This is a genomic window from Sulfitobacter faviae (assembly GCF_029870955.1).
In the GTDB taxonomy this organism is placed as follows: Bacteria; Pseudomonadota; Alphaproteobacteria; order Rhodobacterales; family Rhodobacteraceae; genus Sulfitobacter; species Sulfitobacter faviae.
Map to the genome: position 1 here is coordinate 1645240 of NZ_PGFQ01000001.1, position 17781 is coordinate 1663020.

Here is a 17781-nt window from a genome sequence, read left to right on the forward strand (position 1 = left end):
GGCTCAGACCTCCCGCTCGTTGTCGTCGTAGCCTTCGAGAACGCTGGTCGACAGGTAAATATCTGGTTCGATGATGTTTTTGATCGCGGTCAGCAGGTATTGCAGGCCGGTCATGAAAAAGCCGAAAGGCACCCAGACCAGCGTCCACCAGACCGGCACTTGCAGCGCGGGCAGCAGACGGCCGCGTCCGGCTTGGGTCATGATGTATTGCAGGGCGTACCAGGCGAGGCCGAACATGAAGACGGCGGTGACGAAGGCGATGAAGATCATCAGCACTTTGCGCGGGCGCGGGGGCAGGGCGTCGAAAATCGCCGACATGCGGATATGCCGCCCATGCCGCGCGGCATAGGAGATGCCCGCAAAGGTGATGAGAATGATCAGAACGCTGTTCAGTTCTTCGGAAAAGAAGATCGAGCTTTGAAAGACGAAACGGCCCACCACATTGGCAATCGTATTGGCGGCCATCAGCAATACCCCAGCGGCGAGCATTACGGACTCAAGCCAGCTGATCGCGTTGTCGATCGTGCCCAGAGGGCCGGGGAGGGTGGATTTATAGGTGCCCACGGGGGCGTCATCGGTGCCGGTGGTATCTGTCTGAGATTGCAGTTGCGAACTGTGGTTGTCTTCCGTCACCGGCGTCATCCCGTAGATGGTTCAAATGGATCGCGTCAAAATAAGGTCACCCCCGGCGATGCCGGAGGGTGAGAAAGTCGTTTACTTGACGGCTTCGAGGTCTGCCTTGAATTGGTCAAGAATTTCCTTGCCGCTGTCGCCTGTCATTTCGATGAAGGCTTCTTCAACCGATGCGGCCTTATCTTTGAAGGGCTGACGCTCTTCTTCGGACAGGATGTTGATCTGCATGTCGGGCTTCGCCTTGGCGATGTTATCCAGCGACTTTTCCTGCAGGCCGGACTGGTATTCGAGGATGTATTCGAATGCCGCGTCAGAGGCGTTCTGAACCACCTCTTTGTCTGCGTCGGACAGGCCATCATAGAAATCCTTGTTGGCCATCACAGCGGTGGTGAAGTTGTTGTGGCCGATGCAGGTGATGACCTCGGTCACCTCATACATCTTGGTGGATTCCAGATAGAAGCCGGGGTTTTCCTGACCTTGGATGATGCCGGTCTGCATCGCGCCATAGACTTCGCCCCATGGCAGCGGTGTCGGCGTGGCACCAAAGGCTTTGTAGCTTTCGACCAAGAGCGGGTTGGTCATGACGCGGAACTTGACCTCGTTAAGGTCTTCGGGCGTTTTGACCGGCTCTTGCGTGGTCATGCAAACGTCACCCTCGGGGAACATCTTGAGCAGTTCCAGACCCTGCTCTGCATAAAGCTCGGGGAACATTTCGTTGATGGCCTTGGAGGTGCGGAAGAACTCGAACAGTTCCTCGTCGTCCTGCGGCAGCAGGTAGGGCACGAAGAAGACCTGCGCCTCGGGGATCAGCGCGCCGGTGAAGCCGGGGGACTGGTCCACGAACTGAAGGATGCCGGCCTGCGCCTGTTCCATCGTGTCAACGGATTCACCCAAGGTGCCATAGGGGAAAAGCTGCACTTCGTGGTCGGAGTTCGCTTCGACTTCTTCCTTGAATTTCTGGGCGTATTTGCCCTGCACCTCGTCCAGTGCCTCTTCAAATGCATAGCGCCATGTGTCGGCGGAGGCCGCGCCTGCGACGCTTGTCACGGCTGCGAGGATACCCCCGGTGATAACGGTCTTGAAATTAGCCATCTGTCTCCCTTTCATTTATTGCCCGCGCAGCACAAAGGCCGCAGCGAAACTAATGTCCTGACTGCTAGATCATTTAAACCGATCCCAATCATGTCAATGTGAATATTGATCCATGACAATTTGAGACGCTCTCACAGTCATTCCGCCCTACCCCTGTTGCGTAATCTTGCATCGATCATGCGAATCCCCCGGGCGAATTCAGGAAAGGATTGCCCCCCGATCGAGACGCGAATCCCCGGGTGGCGGTCTGGTGGGCCGATGGCGAAACTGGCCCCATTGGCCACGGCGACCCCGCTTTCGCGGATGGATTTGACCAGTTCGGCCTCTTCGTAAATGTCATGACAGGGCAGCCAGAGGTGCAGCCCGTTCGAACTGGTCCGCATGTCGAGGCCGCGAAACACATTGGCGGCGAAATCGGCGCGGTCGCGCAGGGCCAATTGCTGACGGTTGAGCAGGGTTTCGGCGGTGCCTTCTTCGATCCAGCGCCCGGCGATCTCGGTCATCATATTGGTGGCCATCCAACTGGTCACCATATGCCGGTTGGCCGCCGAGGCGCAGAGGTGATCCGGCACCACCAGATAGCCGACCCGCAGCCCCGGCAGCAGGCATTTGGTGAGGCTGGTGAAATAGAGCACCCGTTCCGGGGCCATGGCCGCCATTGGCGGTGGCGGCGCGTCTTGCAGCGGCCCCCATGACTGGTTTTCGATGATCAGCAGGTCATGGCGTCTTGCCACCTCGATCACCGCAGCGCGGCGGCTTTCGGTCATGGTAAAGGCCAGCGGGTTGGCCCCGTTGGGGATCAGGTAGACGGCCTTCACCGGCTCTTTTGCGCAGACCCGCTCCAGCGCTTCGGGGCAGATGCCGCCCGCGTCGACGGTCACACCTTGCAGGCGGATGCCCAAAAAGCGGGCGAGGGGGCGCAGGGTGTGATGGCCGATGTCTTCGCTGACGATCAGATCGCCCGGTTGCGCCGCGGTCATCATCGCCACGGTCATCGCGCTGGTGCTGCCATTGGTGGGGATCACCGCCATCCCCTCCAGATCCAGCCCGCAGAGCGAGAGCCAGCGCCGCACTGCGCTGCTACTGTCCCCGGCGCGGAGGTCTTGGCGAAACCCGCCCATCATCGCGCGGGGCAGGGAGCGGGCCATGGCGCGGAGTGTTTTTTGCATCGCCTCTTCATGGGCGTGATCCAACACAGGTTTCAGGATCGACATATCCAGCAACCGCCCGGCGGCCTTGCGGCTGACGAAGGGCATGGAGATCTCATCGCTCGCCGCGCGCACGAAAGTGCCGCGCCCGACCTCTCCGACGATTTTGCCCGCCTCAACCAGCTTGTCATAGGCGCGGCTGACGGTCTGCACGCTCAGCGACAGGTCAAAGGCCATCTGCCGCTGCGTCGGCAGGCGGTCTCCGGGTTTGAGCACGCCGTTCTGTATCGCCGTTTCAATCGCCTGAACGAGTGAACGATAGGCAGGGCGGGTCAGGGATCCGGGGTCTGGGCGCCATTTTGTCATGATCTGGATGATCACCACAATCATGACAATTGACAAGTCCGGCATGCGCTCGCATGAAGCGGATATGAGCTTTGTCAAACTCGATAAGCGCGATATCGCGGTGCTGTCGATCCTCTCTCGCGAGGGGCGCATCGCCAAATCCGCGCTTGCCGACAAGGTCAACCTGAGCGCCACCGCCTGCGGCGAACGGCTCTCGCGGCTGGAGGCTGCGGGCATCATCACCGGCTATCAGGCCCATGTCGCCCTGCGCCGCATCGCCCCGCATGTCACTGTCTTTGTGCAGGCCGAATTGGGCAACCATCGGGCCGAGGCATTTCAGCGGTTCGAGGCCGTGATCGCGCAGCATGATGAGATCGTGCAGTGCTGGGCCTTGGGCGGCGGCTTTGACTATCTGCTACAGGTCGTCACCCGCGACATCGACAGCTACCAACGTCTGATGGATGCGCTGTTGGATCAGCAGGCCGGGCTGAGCCGCTACTTTACCTATGTCGTCACCAAATCGGTTAAATCGGCACCGTTGCCGCTGTCGCTGCTGCTGCCCGAGGGCGAAAGCTGAGCCGCCGTAGTTTTTCCGGCGGGCCGGGGGCTGCGCCGCAAAACCTCCTGCCGATCGGCTGATATTCGGTCAAACCCGCGCCGCATCCTGCCTTACCTTTGGGGCAATTCATCCCAAGGAGGTGCCCGATGACCAAGATGATCCCAACCCCCGCCGATGGTCTGCCCGCGCTGACGCGGGGCGCGCTGGCCCGCCACTTTGCCTATGTCGATGGCGCATGGGTCGCGGGGGCGCAGAGCGATGATTTCAACGTGACCGATCCGGCCAGCGGCGCGGTGCTGGGCGCGGTGGCCAAGCTTAGCGCCGAGGACAGCCGCGGCGCGGTGGATGCCGCCCATGCCGCATTTCCCCATTGGTCGGGCCTACTGCCGCAAGAGCGCGGCGCGATCCTGCGCCGCTGGCGCGATCTGATGCTGGAGAACCGCGAGGATCTGGCGCGGATCATGACCGCCGAACAGGGCAAACCCATCTCCGAGTCGCGCGGCGAGATCGACTATGCCGCCTCCTTCTTTGAGTTCTATTCCGAAGAGGCCCGCCGCCCGAACATCGAAGGCGTCACCTCGCATTTGCCGGATGCCGAGGTGGAAATTTGGCGCGAGCCGGTGGGCGTGGCCGCGCTGATCACGCCGTGGAACTTCCCATCTGCCATGCTGACCCGCAAGGCGGGCGCGGCGCTTGCCGCAGGCTGCACCGTGGTGGCGCATCCTTCGGCAGAGACGCCCTTCTCGGCGCTGGCGCTGGCCGAATTGGGCGAACAGGCGGGGCTACCCAAGGGGGTGTTCAACGTCGTCACCGGCGAGGCGCCCGAGATCGTGAAACCGTGGATGGAGGACACCCGCGTGCGGGCCATCTCTTTCACCGGCTCCACCGAGATCGGCAAGCTGCTGTACCGTCAGGCATCGGACAGCGTGAAACGTCTGGTGCTCGAACTCGGCGGCCATGCACCTTTCATCATGTTCGATGATGCCGATATGGACCGGGCCGTCGAAGAGGCGATCAAGGCCAAGTTCGCCACCTCCGGTCAGGACTGCCTCGGCGCGAACCGCTTCTTCATTGCCCGCGACAGCTATGCCACCTTCTGCGCGCGTTTCACCGCCGCGACCGAAGCGCTCACCGTCGGCATCGGCGCGGATGACCCCGACATCGGCCCGTTGATGAACGAAAAGGCCGTGGCCAAACAAGAGGAACACGTCAAAGATGCGCTTGACCGTGGGGCGCGACTGCTTTGTGGTGGCAAGCGTCACGCGGCGGGGCCGCTGTTCTTTGAGCCGACGGTGCTGGCGGACGTGCCGCCCGATGCGCTGATCATGCGCGAGGAAACCTTTGGCCCCGTGGCCGCCATCGCGGCTTTCGACAGCGAGGATGAGGCGATCCAGCGGGCCAATGACACGGAGTATGGCTTGGTGGCCTATGTCCACAGCCAAGACCCCCGCCGCATCTACCGCGCCAGCCGGGCGCTATGTTTCGGCATGGTGGCGGTGAACCGCACTAAGGTGACCGGCGCGCCGATCCCCTTTGGCGGCACGAAACAATCGGGGATCGGGCGCGAGGGATCGCGGCTGGGGCTCGAAGCCTTTACGGAAGTCAAATACGTCTGCCGTGACTGGGCCTAAGATTTGAAAGACATGGCGCAAAGCCGCGCCGGTAGAAAGGAAAGACCAATGCTGAAGAACGATATGCTCGAACAATGGGACCGTGAGAATTTCTTTCACCCCTCCACCCATCTGGCGCAGCACGCCCGCGGCGAAAGCCCGACCCGTGTGATCAAGACCGCCAAGGGCAGCCATATCACCGACCGCGACGGCAACGAATTGCTCGACGCTTTCGCGGGCCTCTACTGCGTGAACGTGGGCTATGGACGCACCGAGATTGCCGAGGCGATTGCCGAGCAGGCGCATGAACTGGCCTATTATCACTCCTATGTCGGCCATGGCACCGAGGCGAGCATCACCCTGTCCAAGATGATCCTTGACCGCGCGCCCGACGGCATGAGCAAGGTCTATTTCGGCCTCGGCGGGTCGGACGCGAATGAGACGAACGTCAAACTGATCTGGTATTACAACAACATCCTTGGCCGCCCCGAGAAGAAAAAGATCATCTCGCGCTGGCGTGGCTATCACGGGTCGGGTCTGGTGACCGGCTCGCTCACCGGGTTGGAGCTGTTTCACAAAAAATTCGACCTGCCGTTGGCGCAGGTGGTCCACACCGACGCGCCCTATTACTACCGCCGCCCCGACGCCAACATGAGCGAGGCGGAGTTCACCGCCCATCTGGTGGGCGAGTTGGAAGCGCTGATCGAACGTGAAGGGGCCGACACCATCGCCGCCTTCATCGGGGAGCCGGTTCTGGGCACCGGGGGCATCGTGCCGCCGCCCGAGGGCTATTGGGCCGCCGTGCAAGAGGTGCTGAACAAGCATGACATCCTGCTGGTTGCGGATGAGGTCGTCACCGGCTTTGGCCGTCTGGGCTCGATGTTCGGCTCGGATCACTACGGGATGAAGCCCGACCTGATCACCATCGCCAAGGGTCTGACCTCGGCCTATGCGCCGCTATCGGGCTCCATCGTGGGCGACAAGATGTGGAAGGTGCTGGAGCAGGGCACCGATGAAAACGGCCCAATCGGCCACGGCTGGACCTATTCGGCCCACCCCATCGGCGCGGCTGCGGGGATCGCGAACCTCAAGCTGATCGACGATCTGAAGCTGATCGAGAATGCCTCGGACGTGGGCGGCTATCTGAATGCGCAGATGAAGGCCGCATTGGGCGATCACCCCAAGGTGGGCGACATCCGGGGCGAAGGCATGCTCTGCGCCGTGGAGCTGGTCGAAGACCGCGATGGCCGCACGCCCTTTGATCCTTCGCGCAAAGTGGTGCCGACCATCGTCGGCGATATGGTCAAGGCCGGTGTCATCGCCCGCGCCATGCCCCAAGGCGACATCATCGGTTTCGCGCCGCCCTTCTGCCTGACCCGCGAAGAAGCGGATAAGGTCGTGGGGGTCACCGCCGACGCGATCAAGGCGAACTTGGGCTAAGGCTCAAATCTACGAGACATTTAAGCGGCCCGGCGGAAACGTCGGGCCGTTTGCATTGAAGGGAATCACACCCCGCAAGAGGTGCCGCGGCTAGACCGATCAGAAATGAAAAAACGGTAAAGGGGGCCGTTCATCGGGCCAAATTCCCCCGATATGGAAACAGTGCCCCGGTTTGTCGCCTATTTACTAAGAATTCGCCAAAATTAGGCCACAGTTCCCAGAGAAATTAGAAGAAAGCAGCGGTCCGTCCAGTTTGGGGCCCAAAGATTTTTATCTGTGGAGAGATGTAATGAGAATTCTGGCGGTGGATGACGATCCGATTATCCTCGAATTGCTTGGGCAATTTGTAGAGATCATCGGCGCGCATGACCTGACGACCGCCCCATCGGCTCTGCATGCGGTTGATATGTTGGGCGATCCCAACCTCGGGCCGATTGATTGCTTCATGCTTGATATTCAGATGCCGGGCATGGATGGGATCGAACTGGCGGAGCACATCCGCAATTCGGCGCGCCATGCCGATACGCCGATCCTGATGCTCACCGCGATGTCCGACAAACGCTATATCGACGCGGCCTTTGCCGCCGGGGCGACCGACTATGTGACCAAGCCTTTCGAGATTGCCGAACTGAAAGCCCGCATCGGGCTGGTCGAAGGCATGGTGAAAGAGCGTCAGCAGCGGACCAAGAAGATTTTCGCCGCCAAGACAATCGCCGATCAGGCGACGCATATGGAGCTGTTCGAGCCGGTCCCGATCTATGACGTGGACAATGTGATCGACTATACCGCGATGGAGAACTACGTCGCCCAATTGTCGCGCAGCGCGCTTTTCGGCTCCACCGCCTTTGCCTTCACTATCCGCGAGGTCGATGCCTTCCACGCGACGATGACCTCTTTCGAGTTCTATAGCCTTGTCTCCGATGTGGCCGAAATCCTGTCCGATACGCTCGTCGATCACCAGGTGCTGATGTCCTACGCGGGCAATGGCACTTTCGTATGTGTCACGGAGAGCGGCTGGCGTCCGAATATGGGCGGTTTGATGGATGCGGTTAACTTTGAGTTGTCTCAAACCGAATTGTTCGACAATAATGGCGAGCGTGTTCACCCGCGCGTCAGCGCGGGAGAGGCCGTGCGGCTGATCTGGAAGAGCGGCAATTCCGTCATGGATGCGCTGGCGCAGGCCCATGCGAGTGCAGAAGCCGCCAGTGAGGCGCATACGAGATCGCTCAATGATTTTTGGCAGAATGATCAACAGGCATGACTAAAATGTTAGCGGAACTTCCCGGCATAGAGCGCATCAGGCAGCGCTTTGTCGAAATGCTGGACGAGCGTCAGACGCTGATCGCAACCCATGGGTTGGCCGCCTGGGACGGGACCACCGTAGACGAAATCAAAAGCAATCTGGCCAGCGCGCAGGCCATTCTGCACCAGATCGCGGGCAGCGCCGGCTCGCTCGGCTTCGAAGAGCTGGGCCGTCTGGCGCGCAAATGCGAAACGCAGATTGTCGAGCATCTGGCCGGGCCACGCGCCAATCACGCGGATTGCCCGATCGAGATCATCTCGGAACTGGATGGGTTCGTCGCCCATTGCCGGCAGGAAATCGACGCCCACGCCTAAGGGCGCGGCGACCGGTATTGAGCCGGACCGAAACTTACTGACAATTTATCGAAAACCCGCCCGCAAGGGCAGGCCAAAGGCAAGTCGGCTTAGCCTGCTTGCATTGCCGCCTTGACCTGATCCGCCAGCGAGATCGGATCGAAGGGTTTGCTGATCACGTCAGCCGCCCCCAGATCACGCAGTTCTTCGATCTCGTTATGCTGGGCGCGGGCGGTCATGAAGATCGCGGGCACGTCGCGCAGGCTTTCCATCTCGCGCATCTTCTCTAGCGTCTGGCGACCGGTCATGCCGGGCATCATCATATCGAGCAGGATCACATCGGGCGTGTAGGACTGAACCTGATTCAGCGCCGCTTCCCCGGTCTCGCATTGGACGACGTCAAAATCGCCGCTCAGCTCAAGCGCCATCAGCGCGATTTCACGAATATCGGCGTCATCCTCGACGTGCAGCAGTTTGATCATTCCATACTCTCTCTAGGAGGCTTCGCGCAGCAACGCGGCCGGTTCCTCTGCCGCTACCTGAGAATTTTTCTTCGGCAGGGTAAAGTAAAATGTCGTACCAAATCCCTCACGGCTGTCAAAACCTATTTTACCGCCGAGATTCTCGACGATGGCTTTGCAAACGCTAAGTCCCAGCCCGGTGCCGCCTTTGTCGGCCCGGTTGGAATTGGACAGATCGGCAAACCGCTGGAACACCTTGTGCTGCTCGGAAGCCGGAATGCCGGGGCCACGGTCCGCCACGGAGATGCGCAATTCGTCGTCATTCTCTTCGGCGCGGATGGTCACACGCTCCCCAGGTTTGGAGAATTTGGCCGCGTTCGACAGGAAGTTCGTCAGCACCTGAATGACCCGGTTCGGGTCCGTGGTGACCTTGTTTAAGTCCTCCGTCCCTTCGACTTGAATGCGCACGCCATGGCGCTGTTCGAGTGAGGCATTGGCGGCGCTGGTCTCGTGCAGAAGTTCCGCGATGTCGACTTCCTCAAGATTGAATTCCAGCCGCCCGTTGGCGATTTTCTCAAGATCGAGGATGTCGTTGATGATCAGCACAAGCCGGTCGGCGTTGCGGTGAGAGATCTCCAGCAAGGCGCGCGCCTTGCTGGGCAATTCGCCCGCCGCCCGCGACAAGAGCAGCCCCATGGAGCCTTTGATCGAGGTCAGGGGCGAACGTAGCTCGTGACTGACCATCGAGATGAACTCCGACTTCATCCGCTCTTCGTTGATGATATCCGAAATGTCATGCAGCATGATCAGGAACCGTCCCGCCGCCCCACCGGTGGGCAGCAGCTTGATCGTAACTTGGAAATGGTTGCCAAACAGTTGCGTGTCGAACTGCGTCATCGCTTTGCCCGACTTTTTCAGCGCGCGGCAGGCGTCCAGCAGGGCCGGGTTGTCGCTTTCCTCGGTCAGGGTTTCGAGCGTTTGCGTGCGGTAGCTGTCCTTGCTCCAGCCGGTGCGGCTCATGGCGACGCGGTTCATATAGCTGAACCGCTCTGTCTCGGCGTCGACGATCCAGATGTCATCGCGCAACTCATAGAGCGTTTCCGCCGTGTCGCGTTCGGCCAGAAGTTCGTTGGCATGGGTCACATCGGTACGGGCCGAGATCGACCCGGCCCAAGCGCCCTTTTTGTCGAAAAGTGGCATCACGGTGCACTGCGTCTGGATCACCCGGCCATCGGCGCAGCGCAGCGGGGTTTCGCCCTGCCACGTCTTGCCTGCCATCAGGGTGGCGCGGATCTCTTCGGCAAGTTCGCGAAACTCTTCTTGATAAAGCATCGACACAGGCTGGCCGATCAATTGATCGCGGGTGTAGCCCGTCAGTTCGATGAAACGGTCGTTGACCTGTTCCAGCATCCCGCCTGTATCTACGATGTTCACAATGGCATGGCTGTCGAACGCCTTAAGCCTTTGTTCCATATCTGAATTATCGGCAGGAGCCTGCGGGTTTGGTTGCAATGCGGTCGCGGCAAAGGGCGTGAGCCCCGCCAGAATGATCGCACCGACGACGGGGATAACCTCCCCCATTTGGCCCGCGAAAATTGCGGATGTTGCGGTGTACCAGCTGCCGGAAATGGCAGTGCCCAGAAAAAATGTGGCGGCGGTACGCTTGGTAAATGGCTTTGACGACACTTGGAATTCCTCGCCCCGAAGCGGACATGCTTAAAACTATAGCATGACTTGTGCATTGTAATTTAATCAAAATGCCAGAGCATATTGGCAATAATATGGCATGTCGCACTTTAGCGTCACTCCGCTGAAATGCCACGGTTTATAATGCGCCGGTTAAGAGGCCCGGGCGGTTGTCCCCGTAATTGAGTTGACCACCGAGCTGATCCCGCTCCGTGATTTGACAAGGTTGATCCCCACGCGGGGGTCGGGTTCGCGGTTGTTGTCCGCGGAAAGGCTGATGATCTTGGCCGCGGGATGCAGGCGGGTGATATCTTCCAGCAAAGAGCGTGCATCGCCGTCGGGCAGGGACCAATCAAGGATCACGACGTCGAGTTCATCCTGGCCGATCAACTGTCGCGCTTGGGCGAGGTTGGTGACATTGGTCACCTCTGCCACGCTGTCCAACCCGGTGCGGATCACCTCGGCGAAGTCGATGTCGTCTTCGATATGCAGCACGCGCAACTTGGTGTCCCGCTCCTCCACTTCCACGTCGGGGCTGGCGGGCGTTTGCGCGGTCTGCGCCTCGGCGATGGGGCAGGTGAACCAAAAGACGGTGACGCCGTTGGGGATGCTTTCGAACCCGATGGTGCCGCCTTGGCGCTTGATGATCTGCCGCGTGATGTTGAGCCCCAGCCCGGTGCCGCCCTTGGCGCGGGTGTCGGAGCCATCAGCCTGCGAGAAAGCCTGAAAGATGCGCGGGCGGAAGTTTTCCGGCACGCCGGGGCCGGTGTTCTGGATAAAGACGATGGCCCGGTCCCCCAGCCGCTCGGCGCGGATTTGCACCTCGCTCTCGGCATCGGAGTATTTGCAGGCGTTCGAAATCAGATTGGCCAGCACCTGCCGGGTGCGGCTTTCATCCACCCGAACCGTCAGCGGCTTGTCGGGCAGTTGCAGGCCCAAGGTGTTGCTATGGGTGATCGCAAAGGGCGACATTTCGTTGACCGAGTCGGTGATCACCTTGTTCAGATCGACATCATGGAAGTCGAACTGCACTTCGCCCGATGAGATCTTCTCAAGGTCGAGAATGTCGTTCACGATATGCGACAGGCGGTCGGCATTGCTGCGGGCGATGTCGATCAGCCGGATATGCGCGGGGAGGAAGCGGCTGTTGTCCGTGGTGTCGATCAGCCCCAAAGCGCCTTTGATCGAGGTCAGCGGCGTACGCAGCTCATGGCTGACGGTCGAGACGAACTCGCTCTTGATCTGTTCCAGCTTCTTTTGGTCGGTGATGTCGTTGATCTGAACGATAAAGACATAGCCGCGGGCGTTCTTGTCATAGGTCCAAGAGACGTTGAACAGGCCCCAGCGTTCATAGCCCAGCTTGTGGGTGATGCGGTATTCGGCCTGATAGGTCTGCGAACTGCGGGAATCGACCAGCCCGCGCACCTCACCGTAGAGCTTTTGCAGATCGCCCTCGGGCATCAGATCGCCCAGTTTGGTGTTCGACAAAAGCTCTTCTTCGCTATAGCCGCAAAGGGTGCAAAGCGCGCTGTTGACGCTGTTGAATACGCCGCCTTCGCCCAAGATCGCCATGCCCACCGGGGCCGCGGCCAGCACTTGGCGAAACCGCCGCTCGCTGGTTTCAAGGGCGTTGCGGGCGTGGACGATGTCGGTCACATCGGTCTGGGTGCCGACCATCCGCAGGGCGGTGCCGTTTTCATCGCGTTCGGTCACCACCGCGTCAGAGCGCATCCAGCGCCACTCACCGGTGCCGATCTTCAGCCGGTATTCGGTGACGGAACGTTGTTGCTGCCCCGAGATGCAGGCCTGATCAGTCTGGGTCAGCAGGGGCAGGTCATCGGGGTGAACACGTTTGAGGAATTCCCCCTGCGGGTCGGGCAGCCGCTCGAAATCCGCCATCCCCAGAATGCGCCGCCACGTGTCGGACACCTCGGATTTGCCGGTGCGCAGGTCGATGTCGAAAACCCCGATCTGCGCGCCTTCGAGGGCGAGGTCATAGAGCGCCTTGTTCCGCGCCAGCTCATCCTGCACCGCCAGTTCCGAGGTCAGGTCACGCACGATTGCAGTCACCCGCCGTTCGCCGGTGTGGGTGGTCCAATTGTTGCGTTGCAGATCAAGCTTGAGGTCTTGGCCAAAGCAGGTCTTGCCCGCCGCGTTGACCTGTTCGTGGTCGTGATCCTCAACCAGATCGGTGACGAGTTCGCCGAACTCCATCCCCTTGAGCGCCTCATGCCCATAGCCAAAGCAGACCAGCGCCGCTTGGTTGGCAAAGAGCACCCGGTCATTGCTGTCGAGCAAGAAGATGGGCGTTACCGCGTTCTCAATAACGGCGCGGTTTTCCTCTTCATGGGCGTCGATCTGGCGTTCGCGCAGCACGGCAAGCTCGCTCAGCGCGGCGCTGCGCTGGCGCAGGCTGCGGAAGGCCACGAAGAACAGGATCGCCAGCAGGATGCCAGAGACCAGCAGGATTTCCGGCACCGCGCTATGGGTGGCGCGGTCAAAGCTGGCGGTGCTGACATGGACAACGGTCCAAGGGCGGCCAAAGCGTTCGATGGTCTGGGTGATGCTGTGGTGGCCGGTGGCGATACCTTCGGGCGTGCTGTCGAAAATCCGGTTTTCGGGGGCCGTGGTCAGCCCATCGTAGACTTGGATGTCATAGGACTCTCCCTGAGCCGGGGTCAGCCCGGACAGCAGGTTCGCCCCCACAAAAGGCGCATAGACCCAACCGATGAAACCGGCGGTCTCCTGCGCCGGGCTGTTGTCGGCGGCAAAGACCGGGCGCAACAGCAGGAAGCCGGGCTGGCGGGTCTTGTCCTGCACCAGCAGGATGCGCGGCGTCAGCTTCGGCTCTCGCGTCTCACGGGCGCGCAGGGCGGCCCGGCGGCGGTCTTCGTTAAAGCTGATATCAAGGCCCACGGCCTCTGCATTCGGCCCTTGGGGGTAGATATACTGGATCACCATCTTCTCGGCATTGCCGGTGTCGGGGTGAATGCGGAAATCCTCGATCCCCAGGGCGGTGACCTTTTCGATGAACGCCTCTTCGGTGCCTCTGGCGACGGGGGCAACAAAACCGATGCCGTTGATGCCGGGCAGGAAGCTGTCGATCTCCAGCGTATCGACATAATGCGCGAAATCGCTGGCTGTCACCTCGTCCGAGGCGTTCATGAAGGCGGCAATGCCATTGAGGCTTTGCAAATAGGTATGCATTCGCGCATCAAGGCTTTTCAGGCTTTCCTCGGCGATGCGATCAAAGGCCCGGTCGGCGGCGGCATCATTGCTGCGACTGCTGTAGAGGAACACCCCAAAGGTGATGGCGAGACATCCGAGAAAGAGTATGAATTCGGGTCGCCGCACCAGTTCAAGCCTTTGTTTCTGGCCACCAATTGGCGGCAAAATCTTTCCCCGGAATGAGCGTCGCGCATCGCGGGAGGGGTATGTCCAATCCGGTCATATTCACTCATGGGTCGAAAAAATCAACAAACGGATTCGCCGCGCATGCAAAGCGCGGTGATTGTGGCTTTGCGGCAAAAGCCGCGGGAGGCCGGGCGATTTACGGCAGGGATTGTGACCCGTCACCGCGCGCTCTACCAATAACGGGCCGGGGAGGCGGGGCAGAATATCGGGAGAGAGCGCCATGAACGACGAGACGCAGCTAGAGGGCCGCTATGTCGGTGCGGGCACCGCGGGCTGTGTCTTGGCCAACCGTCTCAGCGCCGATCCGGCCAATCGGGTTCTGCTGCTCGAAGCCGGGGGGATGACAACTATCACTGGGTGAAGGTGCCGGTGGGATATCTTTACTGTATCGGCAACCCGCGCACGGATTGGATGATGAAAACCGCGCCCGAGGCGGGGTTGAACGGGCGCTCTTTGGCCTATCCGCGGGGCAAGGTGCTGGGCGGCTGCTCTTCGGTGAACGGCATGATTTACATGCGCGGGCAGGCGGCGGACTATGACCATTGGCGGCAACTGGGCAATGCCGGGTGGAGCTGGGACGACGTGCTGCCCTATTTCCTGAAATCCGAGGATCACCATGCGGGCGGCAGCGCGATGCACCGCGCGGGGGCGAGTGGAAGGTCAGCAAGCAGCGCCTGCGGTGGGACATTCTGGAGGCCGTGCAAGACGGCGCGCGGGAGTTCGGGATCGAGCCGCGGGCCGATTTCAACGATGGCAACAACGAAGGTTCGGGCTTTTTCGAGGTGAACCAGAAGGGCGGGGTGCGTTGGAACACGGCGCGCGGTTTCCTGCGCCCGGCGATGAAACGCCCCAACCTGCGGGTGATCACCCATGCCCATACCGATGGGCTGGTCTTGGACGGCAAGCGCGCGACCGGCGTGCGTTTCACCCATAAGGGCCGCGCGATGCGCGCCGAGGCCGAGGGCGAAGTGTTGCTTTCGGCAGGGGCGATCAATTCGCCCAAGATCCTTGAGCTGTCGGGGATCGGGCAGGGTGACCTTTTGAGCGGCATGGGGATCAACACGCTGCACGATCTACCCGGCGTTGGGGAGAACCTTCAGGACCATTTGCTAATCCGCACTGTCTACAAGGTACAGAACACCAAAACGCTCAACACGATGACCCATTCGATCTTGGGCAAGGGCCGGATGGGGTTGGAATACCTCCTGCGCCGCAGCGGTCCCTTGGCGATGGCGCCCAGCCAGTTCGGCATGTTCACCAAGTCCGACCCCGCGCTTGAGACGCCGGATCTGGAGTATCACGTGCAACCCCTGTCGACCGACAAGCTGGGTGATCCGCTGCACCCGTTCCCGGCGATCACCGTCTCGGTCTGTAACCTGCGGCCCGAAAGCATCGGCAGTTGCCATCTCACCAGCCGCGACAGCGCGGTGCAGCCCGATATCCGGCTGAACTACCTTTCTGCCGAGAATGACAAACGCGTGGCGGTCACGGCGATGAAACAGGCGCGTCACATCATGACGGCCAAGGCGCTGCACCCCTATGCGCCCGAGGAAATCCTGCCCGGCCCCGCCGTGCAGAGCGACGAAGACCTGCTCGACAAGGCGCGCGACATCGCCACGACGATTTTCCACCCCGTCGGCACCTGCAAGATGGGCAGCGATCCGATGGCGGTGGTCGATAGCGATCTGCGGGTGCATGGCTTAGGCGGTCTGCGTGTCGTGGATGCGTCGATCATGCCCAAGATCGTCTCGGGCAACACGGCTTCGCCGACGGTGATGATCGCCGAAAAGGCTGCCGATGCCATTCTGGCGGGGCGGTAGGCGATGCTGACCACGCGGCTAACCAAACGGCTGGGGATCGACCACCCGGTTATCCAAGCGCCGATGGCCTTTGCCGCAGGCGGGCGGTTGGCGGCGGCGGTTTCAGGCGCGGGCGGTTTGGGGATGATCGGCGGGGCCTATGACGCCGGCGATTGGATCGCCGAGCAGATGGATGTGGCGGGCAACCAATCGGTCGGCTGCGGTTTCATCACTTGGAAGCTGCGAGAGCATCCGCAGGCGCTGGAACAAGCGCTCGACCGTGATCCGGCGGCGATCTTTCTTTCCTTCGGCGACCCGGCAGAGTTCCTCCCCGCGATCCGCGCGACAAAGGTGCCGTTGATCTGTCAGGTGCAAACCCTGCGCGATGCCGCCCATGCGATTGATCTGGGGGCCGAGATCATCGTCGCCCAAGGGGCCGAGGCTGGCGGCCACGGCGAGAAACGCGCGACCTTTACCCTCGTGCCCGAAGTCGCGGATCACATCGCCCGCCATGCGCCCGAGGTGCTGCTTTGCGCCGCAGGCGGCGTCGCGGATGGGCGCGGGTTGGCGGCGGCACTGATGTTGGGGGCCGACGGTGTGGTCGTCGGCTCGCGCTTCTGGGCCTCGGAAGAGGCGCTGGTGCATCCCGCGATGCGAGAGGCCGCGCTCAAGGCCAGCGGCGACGACACGCTGCGCAGCACCGTGACCGACATCATGCGCGGCTATGATTGGCCCAAACGCTACACGGGCCGTGTTTTGCGCAACGATTTCACCGACCGCTGGCATGACGACCCCGACGGGCTGCGCGCCGCGCTGGCGCAGGAGCTGCCGCGCTGGCAGGCGGCGGTGGCCGCGGGGATGCCCGCACCGCCAACGCTTTTGTCGGAGAGGTGGCGGGGCTGATCTGTGCGGTCAGCCCCGCCGCCGATATCCTGCGCGATATCGTCCAAGGGGCCGAAACGGCCTTGGGCCAGACCTTCACCCGGTAACGGGTCTGGGGTCGGGCCAAGGCGGCTTAGCTGTGATCTTCGACCTCTTCGCGGCCCGGCACATGTTCGCGGGCGGGGGCGGTCTCCCAATTCTCGATCACCTCCATCGCTTCATCCGCGCTTTCGACAAAGCGGAACAGCTCGAGGTCTTCGGCTGAGATCGTGCCCGCATCGGCCAGCGCGTCCCAGTTGATGATCTTTTCCCAGAACTCACGGCCAAACAGCAAGAAGGGCACCCGGTTCATGCGGCCCGTTTGGATCAGCGTCAGCGCCTCAAAGAGTTCGTCCATCGTGCCGAAACCACCGGGGAAGACGCAGATCGCGCGGGCACGCATCAGGAAATGCATCTTGCGGATCGCGAAGTAGTGGAAGTTGAAGCATAGCTCGGGCGTGACATATTCGTTGGGCGCCTGCTCGAACGGCAGCACGATGTTGAGCCCGATGGAATGGCCGCCCGCGTCCAGCGCGCCGCGGTTGCCCGCCTCCATCACACCCGGCCCGCCGCCGGTCACGATGACATTCTCGGTGCCGCCGCTTTCCATCGACTTTTCGGTCATCAGCCGGGCAAAGGTGCGCGTCTCGTCATAAAAACGCGACAGATCGGCCAGCGTCTTGGTCCGAGCGGTGTGTTTTTCGGCCGGTTCGGGAATGCGCGCGCCGCCAAAGAGCACGATGGTGGATTGGATGCCATGGGCGTCCAGCAGCAGCTCGGGCTTGAGAAGCTCCAGTTGCAGGCGCACCGGGCGCAGCTCATCGCGGCACATGAAGTCATCGTCGGTAAAGGCCAGACGATAGGCAGGCGCGCGGGTTTGCGGCGTGTCGGGGGCGTCTTGGGCTTTGGCGCGGTCCACATTGGCGCGGCGCAGGGGGTGGCGGTGTTCGTCGGTCATCCTCGGGTCTTTCCTTGGTCTGGGGCTTGGCTCAGGTGGCACGATGGCCGCTTAGGTCAAGATGCCCTGTTGTTCGGCGAATGACCACGCCCCTCATCGCCCGGCAATTGCACCCTAGG

The 17781-nt window shown here is 61.3% G+C and carries 14 protein-coding genes and 1 pseudogene; 8 read left to right on the plus strand and 7 right to left on the minus strand.

Annotation, left to right across the window (positions count from 1 at the left end):
* Positions 1–3 precede the first annotated feature (3 nt).
* The 3 genes from CUR85_RS08495 to ehuR all read right to left on the minus strand — a co-directional run bounded on the left by CUR85_RS08495 (position 4) and on the right by ehuR (position 3239).
* Entirely contained in the window at positions 4–642 is a 639-nt protein-coding gene (locus tag CUR85_RS08495) for a TRAP transporter small permease (RefSeq protein ID WP_197470835.1), read from the minus strand.
* A 72-nt stretch (positions 643–714) separates the two neighbouring features.
* Positions 715–1725: a TRAP transporter substrate-binding protein DctP gene (gene dctP / locus CUR85_RS08500; RefSeq protein WP_067262544.1), complete on the minus strand. Its 1011-nt coding sequence runs from the start codon at positions 1723–1725 to the stop codon at positions 715–717.
* A gap of 137 nt (positions 1726–1862) precedes the next feature.
* The gene (gene ehuR, locus CUR85_RS08505; RefSeq protein ID WP_067262581.1) at positions 1863–3239 is read right to left on the minus strand and encodes a MocR-like ectoine utilization transcription factor EhuR; all 1377 of its coding nucleotides are present in this window, start codon (positions 3237–3239) and stop codon (positions 1863–1865) included.
* Positions 3240–3261: 22 nt separating this feature from the next.
* Between ehuR and CUR85_RS08510 the strand changes: the two genes are divergently transcribed.
* From CUR85_RS08510 to CUR85_RS08530, 5 genes are all read left to right on the plus strand, one after another.
* Entirely contained in the window at positions 3262–3795 is a 534-nt protein-coding gene (locus CUR85_RS08510) for an Lrp/AsnC family transcriptional regulator (RefSeq protein ID WP_231886306.1), read from the plus strand.
* 128 nt (positions 3796–3923) lie between these two features.
* Entirely contained in the window at positions 3924–5408 is a 1485-nt protein-coding gene (locus CUR85_RS08515) for an NAD-dependent succinate-semialdehyde dehydrogenase (RefSeq protein WP_209273779.1), read from the plus strand.
* Positions 5409–5456: 48 nt separating this feature from the next.
* Complete coding sequence (locus tag CUR85_RS08520) at positions 5457–6827, plus strand: aspartate aminotransferase family protein (protein WP_067261061.1); 1371 nt, start codon at positions 5457–5459, stop codon at positions 6825–6827.
* A 289-nt stretch (positions 6828–7116) separates the two neighbouring features.
* Complete coding sequence (locus tag CUR85_RS08525) at positions 7117–8088, plus strand: response regulator (protein WP_067261063.1); 972 nt, start codon at positions 7117–7119, stop codon at positions 8086–8088.
* Positions 8085–8444: an Hpt domain-containing protein gene (locus CUR85_RS08530; protein WP_067261064.1), complete on the plus strand. Its 360-nt coding sequence runs from the start codon at positions 8085–8087 to the stop codon at positions 8442–8444. The genes CUR85_RS08525 and CUR85_RS08530 overlap by 4 nt, the downstream gene beginning before the upstream one ends.
* Positions 8445–8533: 89 nt before the next feature.
* Here CUR85_RS08530 and CUR85_RS08535 read toward each other — a convergent pair whose 3' ends face one another.
* The 3 genes from CUR85_RS08535 to CUR85_RS08545 form a co-directional block, all read right to left on the minus strand.
* On the minus strand, positions 8534–8905 hold the full coding sequence (locus CUR85_RS08535; protein ID WP_067261066.1) for a response regulator: 372 nt from the start codon (positions 8903–8905) through the stop codon (positions 8534–8536).
* 12 nt (positions 8906–8917) lie between these two features.
* On the minus strand, positions 8918–10357 hold the full coding sequence (locus CUR85_RS08540; protein WP_280322601.1) for a PAS domain-containing sensor histidine kinase: 1440 nt from the start codon (positions 10355–10357) through the stop codon (positions 8918–8920).
* 366 nt (positions 10358–10723) lie between these two features.
* A complete protein-coding gene (locus CUR85_RS08545) occupies positions 10724–13777 on the minus strand; it encodes a CHASE domain-containing protein (protein ID WP_247738133.1) in 3054 nt (1017 codons plus the stop codon).
* Between CUR85_RS08545 and CUR85_RS08550 the strand changes: the two genes are divergently transcribed.
* The 3 genes and pseudogenes from CUR85_RS08550 (at position 13772) to CUR85_RS08560 (ending at position 16686) form a co-directional block, all read left to right on the plus strand.
* A complete protein-coding gene (locus CUR85_RS08550; protein WP_197470800.1) occupies positions 13772–13981 on the plus strand; it encodes a hypothetical protein in 210 nt (69 codons plus the stop codon). The two genes, CUR85_RS08545 and CUR85_RS08550, sit on opposite strands and share 6 nt — an antisense overlap.
* 223 nt (positions 13982–14204) lie before the next feature.
* Positions 14205–15804 (plus strand): annotated as a pseudogene (locus tag CUR85_RS08555) (GMC family oxidoreductase).
* A 3-nt stretch (positions 15805–15807) separates the two neighbouring features.
* On the plus strand, positions 15808–16686 hold the full coding sequence (locus CUR85_RS08560) for an NAD(P)H-dependent flavin oxidoreductase (RefSeq protein ID WP_280322602.1): 879 nt from the start codon (positions 15808–15810) through the stop codon (positions 16684–16686).
* A 112-nt stretch (positions 16687–16798) separates the two neighbouring features.
* Here the strand turns inward: CUR85_RS08560 and CUR85_RS08565 are convergent, their stop codons facing one another.
* Positions 16799–17662: an LOG family protein gene (locus tag CUR85_RS08565; protein WP_067261073.1), complete on the minus strand. Its 864-nt coding sequence runs from the start codon at positions 17660–17662 to the stop codon at positions 16799–16801.
* Positions 17663–17781 lie beyond the last annotated feature (119 nt).

Excerpts from the sequence above, each read along its gene's own strand:
- CUR85_RS08495 (WP_197470835.1), bottom strand. The coding sequence starts at position 642 with ATGACGCCGGTGACGGAAGACAACCACAGTTCGCAACTGCAATCTCAG.
- dctP (WP_067262544.1), bottom strand. The coding sequence starts at position 1,725 with ATGGCTAATTTCAAGACCGTTATCACCGGGGGTATCCTCGCAGCCGTG.
- ehuR (WP_067262581.1), bottom strand. The coding sequence starts at position 3,239 with ATGACAAAATGGCGCCCAGACCCCGGATCCCTGACCCGCCCTGCCTAT.
- CUR85_RS08510 (WP_231886306.1), top strand. The coding sequence starts at position 3,262 with ATGACAATTGACAAGTCCGGCATGCGCTCGCATGAAGCGGATATGAGC.
- CUR85_RS08515 (WP_209273779.1), top strand. The coding sequence starts at position 3,924 with ATGACCAAGATGATCCCAACCCCCGCCGATGGTCTGCCCGCGCTGACG.
- CUR85_RS08520 (WP_067261061.1), top strand. The coding sequence starts at position 5,457 with ATGCTGAAGAACGATATGCTCGAACAATGGGACCGTGAGAATTTCTTT.
- CUR85_RS08525 (WP_067261063.1), top strand. The coding sequence starts at position 7,117 with ATGAGAATTCTGGCGGTGGATGACGATCCGATTATCCTCGAATTGCTT.
- CUR85_RS08530 (WP_067261064.1), top strand. The coding sequence starts at position 8,085 with ATGACTAAAATGTTAGCGGAACTTCCCGGCATAGAGCGCATCAGGCAG.
- CUR85_RS08535 (WP_067261066.1), bottom strand. The coding sequence starts at position 8,905 with ATGATCAAACTGCTGCACGTCGAGGATGACGCCGATATTCGTGAAATC.
- CUR85_RS08540 (WP_280322601.1), bottom strand. The coding sequence starts at position 10,357 with ATGGAACAAAGGCTTAAGGCGTTCGACAGCCATGCCATTGTGAACATC.
- CUR85_RS08550 (WP_197470800.1), top strand. The coding sequence starts at position 13,772 with ATGCATTCGCGCATCAAGGCTTTTCAGGCTTTCCTCGGCGATGCGATC.
- CUR85_RS08545 (WP_247738133.1), bottom strand. The coding sequence starts at position 13,777 with ATGCATACCTATTTGCAAAGCCTCAATGGCATTGCCGCCTTCATGAAC.
- CUR85_RS08560 (WP_280322602.1), top strand. The coding sequence starts at position 15,808 with ATGCTGACCACGCGGCTAACCAAACGGCTGGGGATCGACCACCCGGTT.
- CUR85_RS08565 (WP_067261073.1), bottom strand. The coding sequence starts at position 17,662 with ATGACCGACGAACACCGCCACCCCCTGCGCCGCGCCAATGTGGACCGC.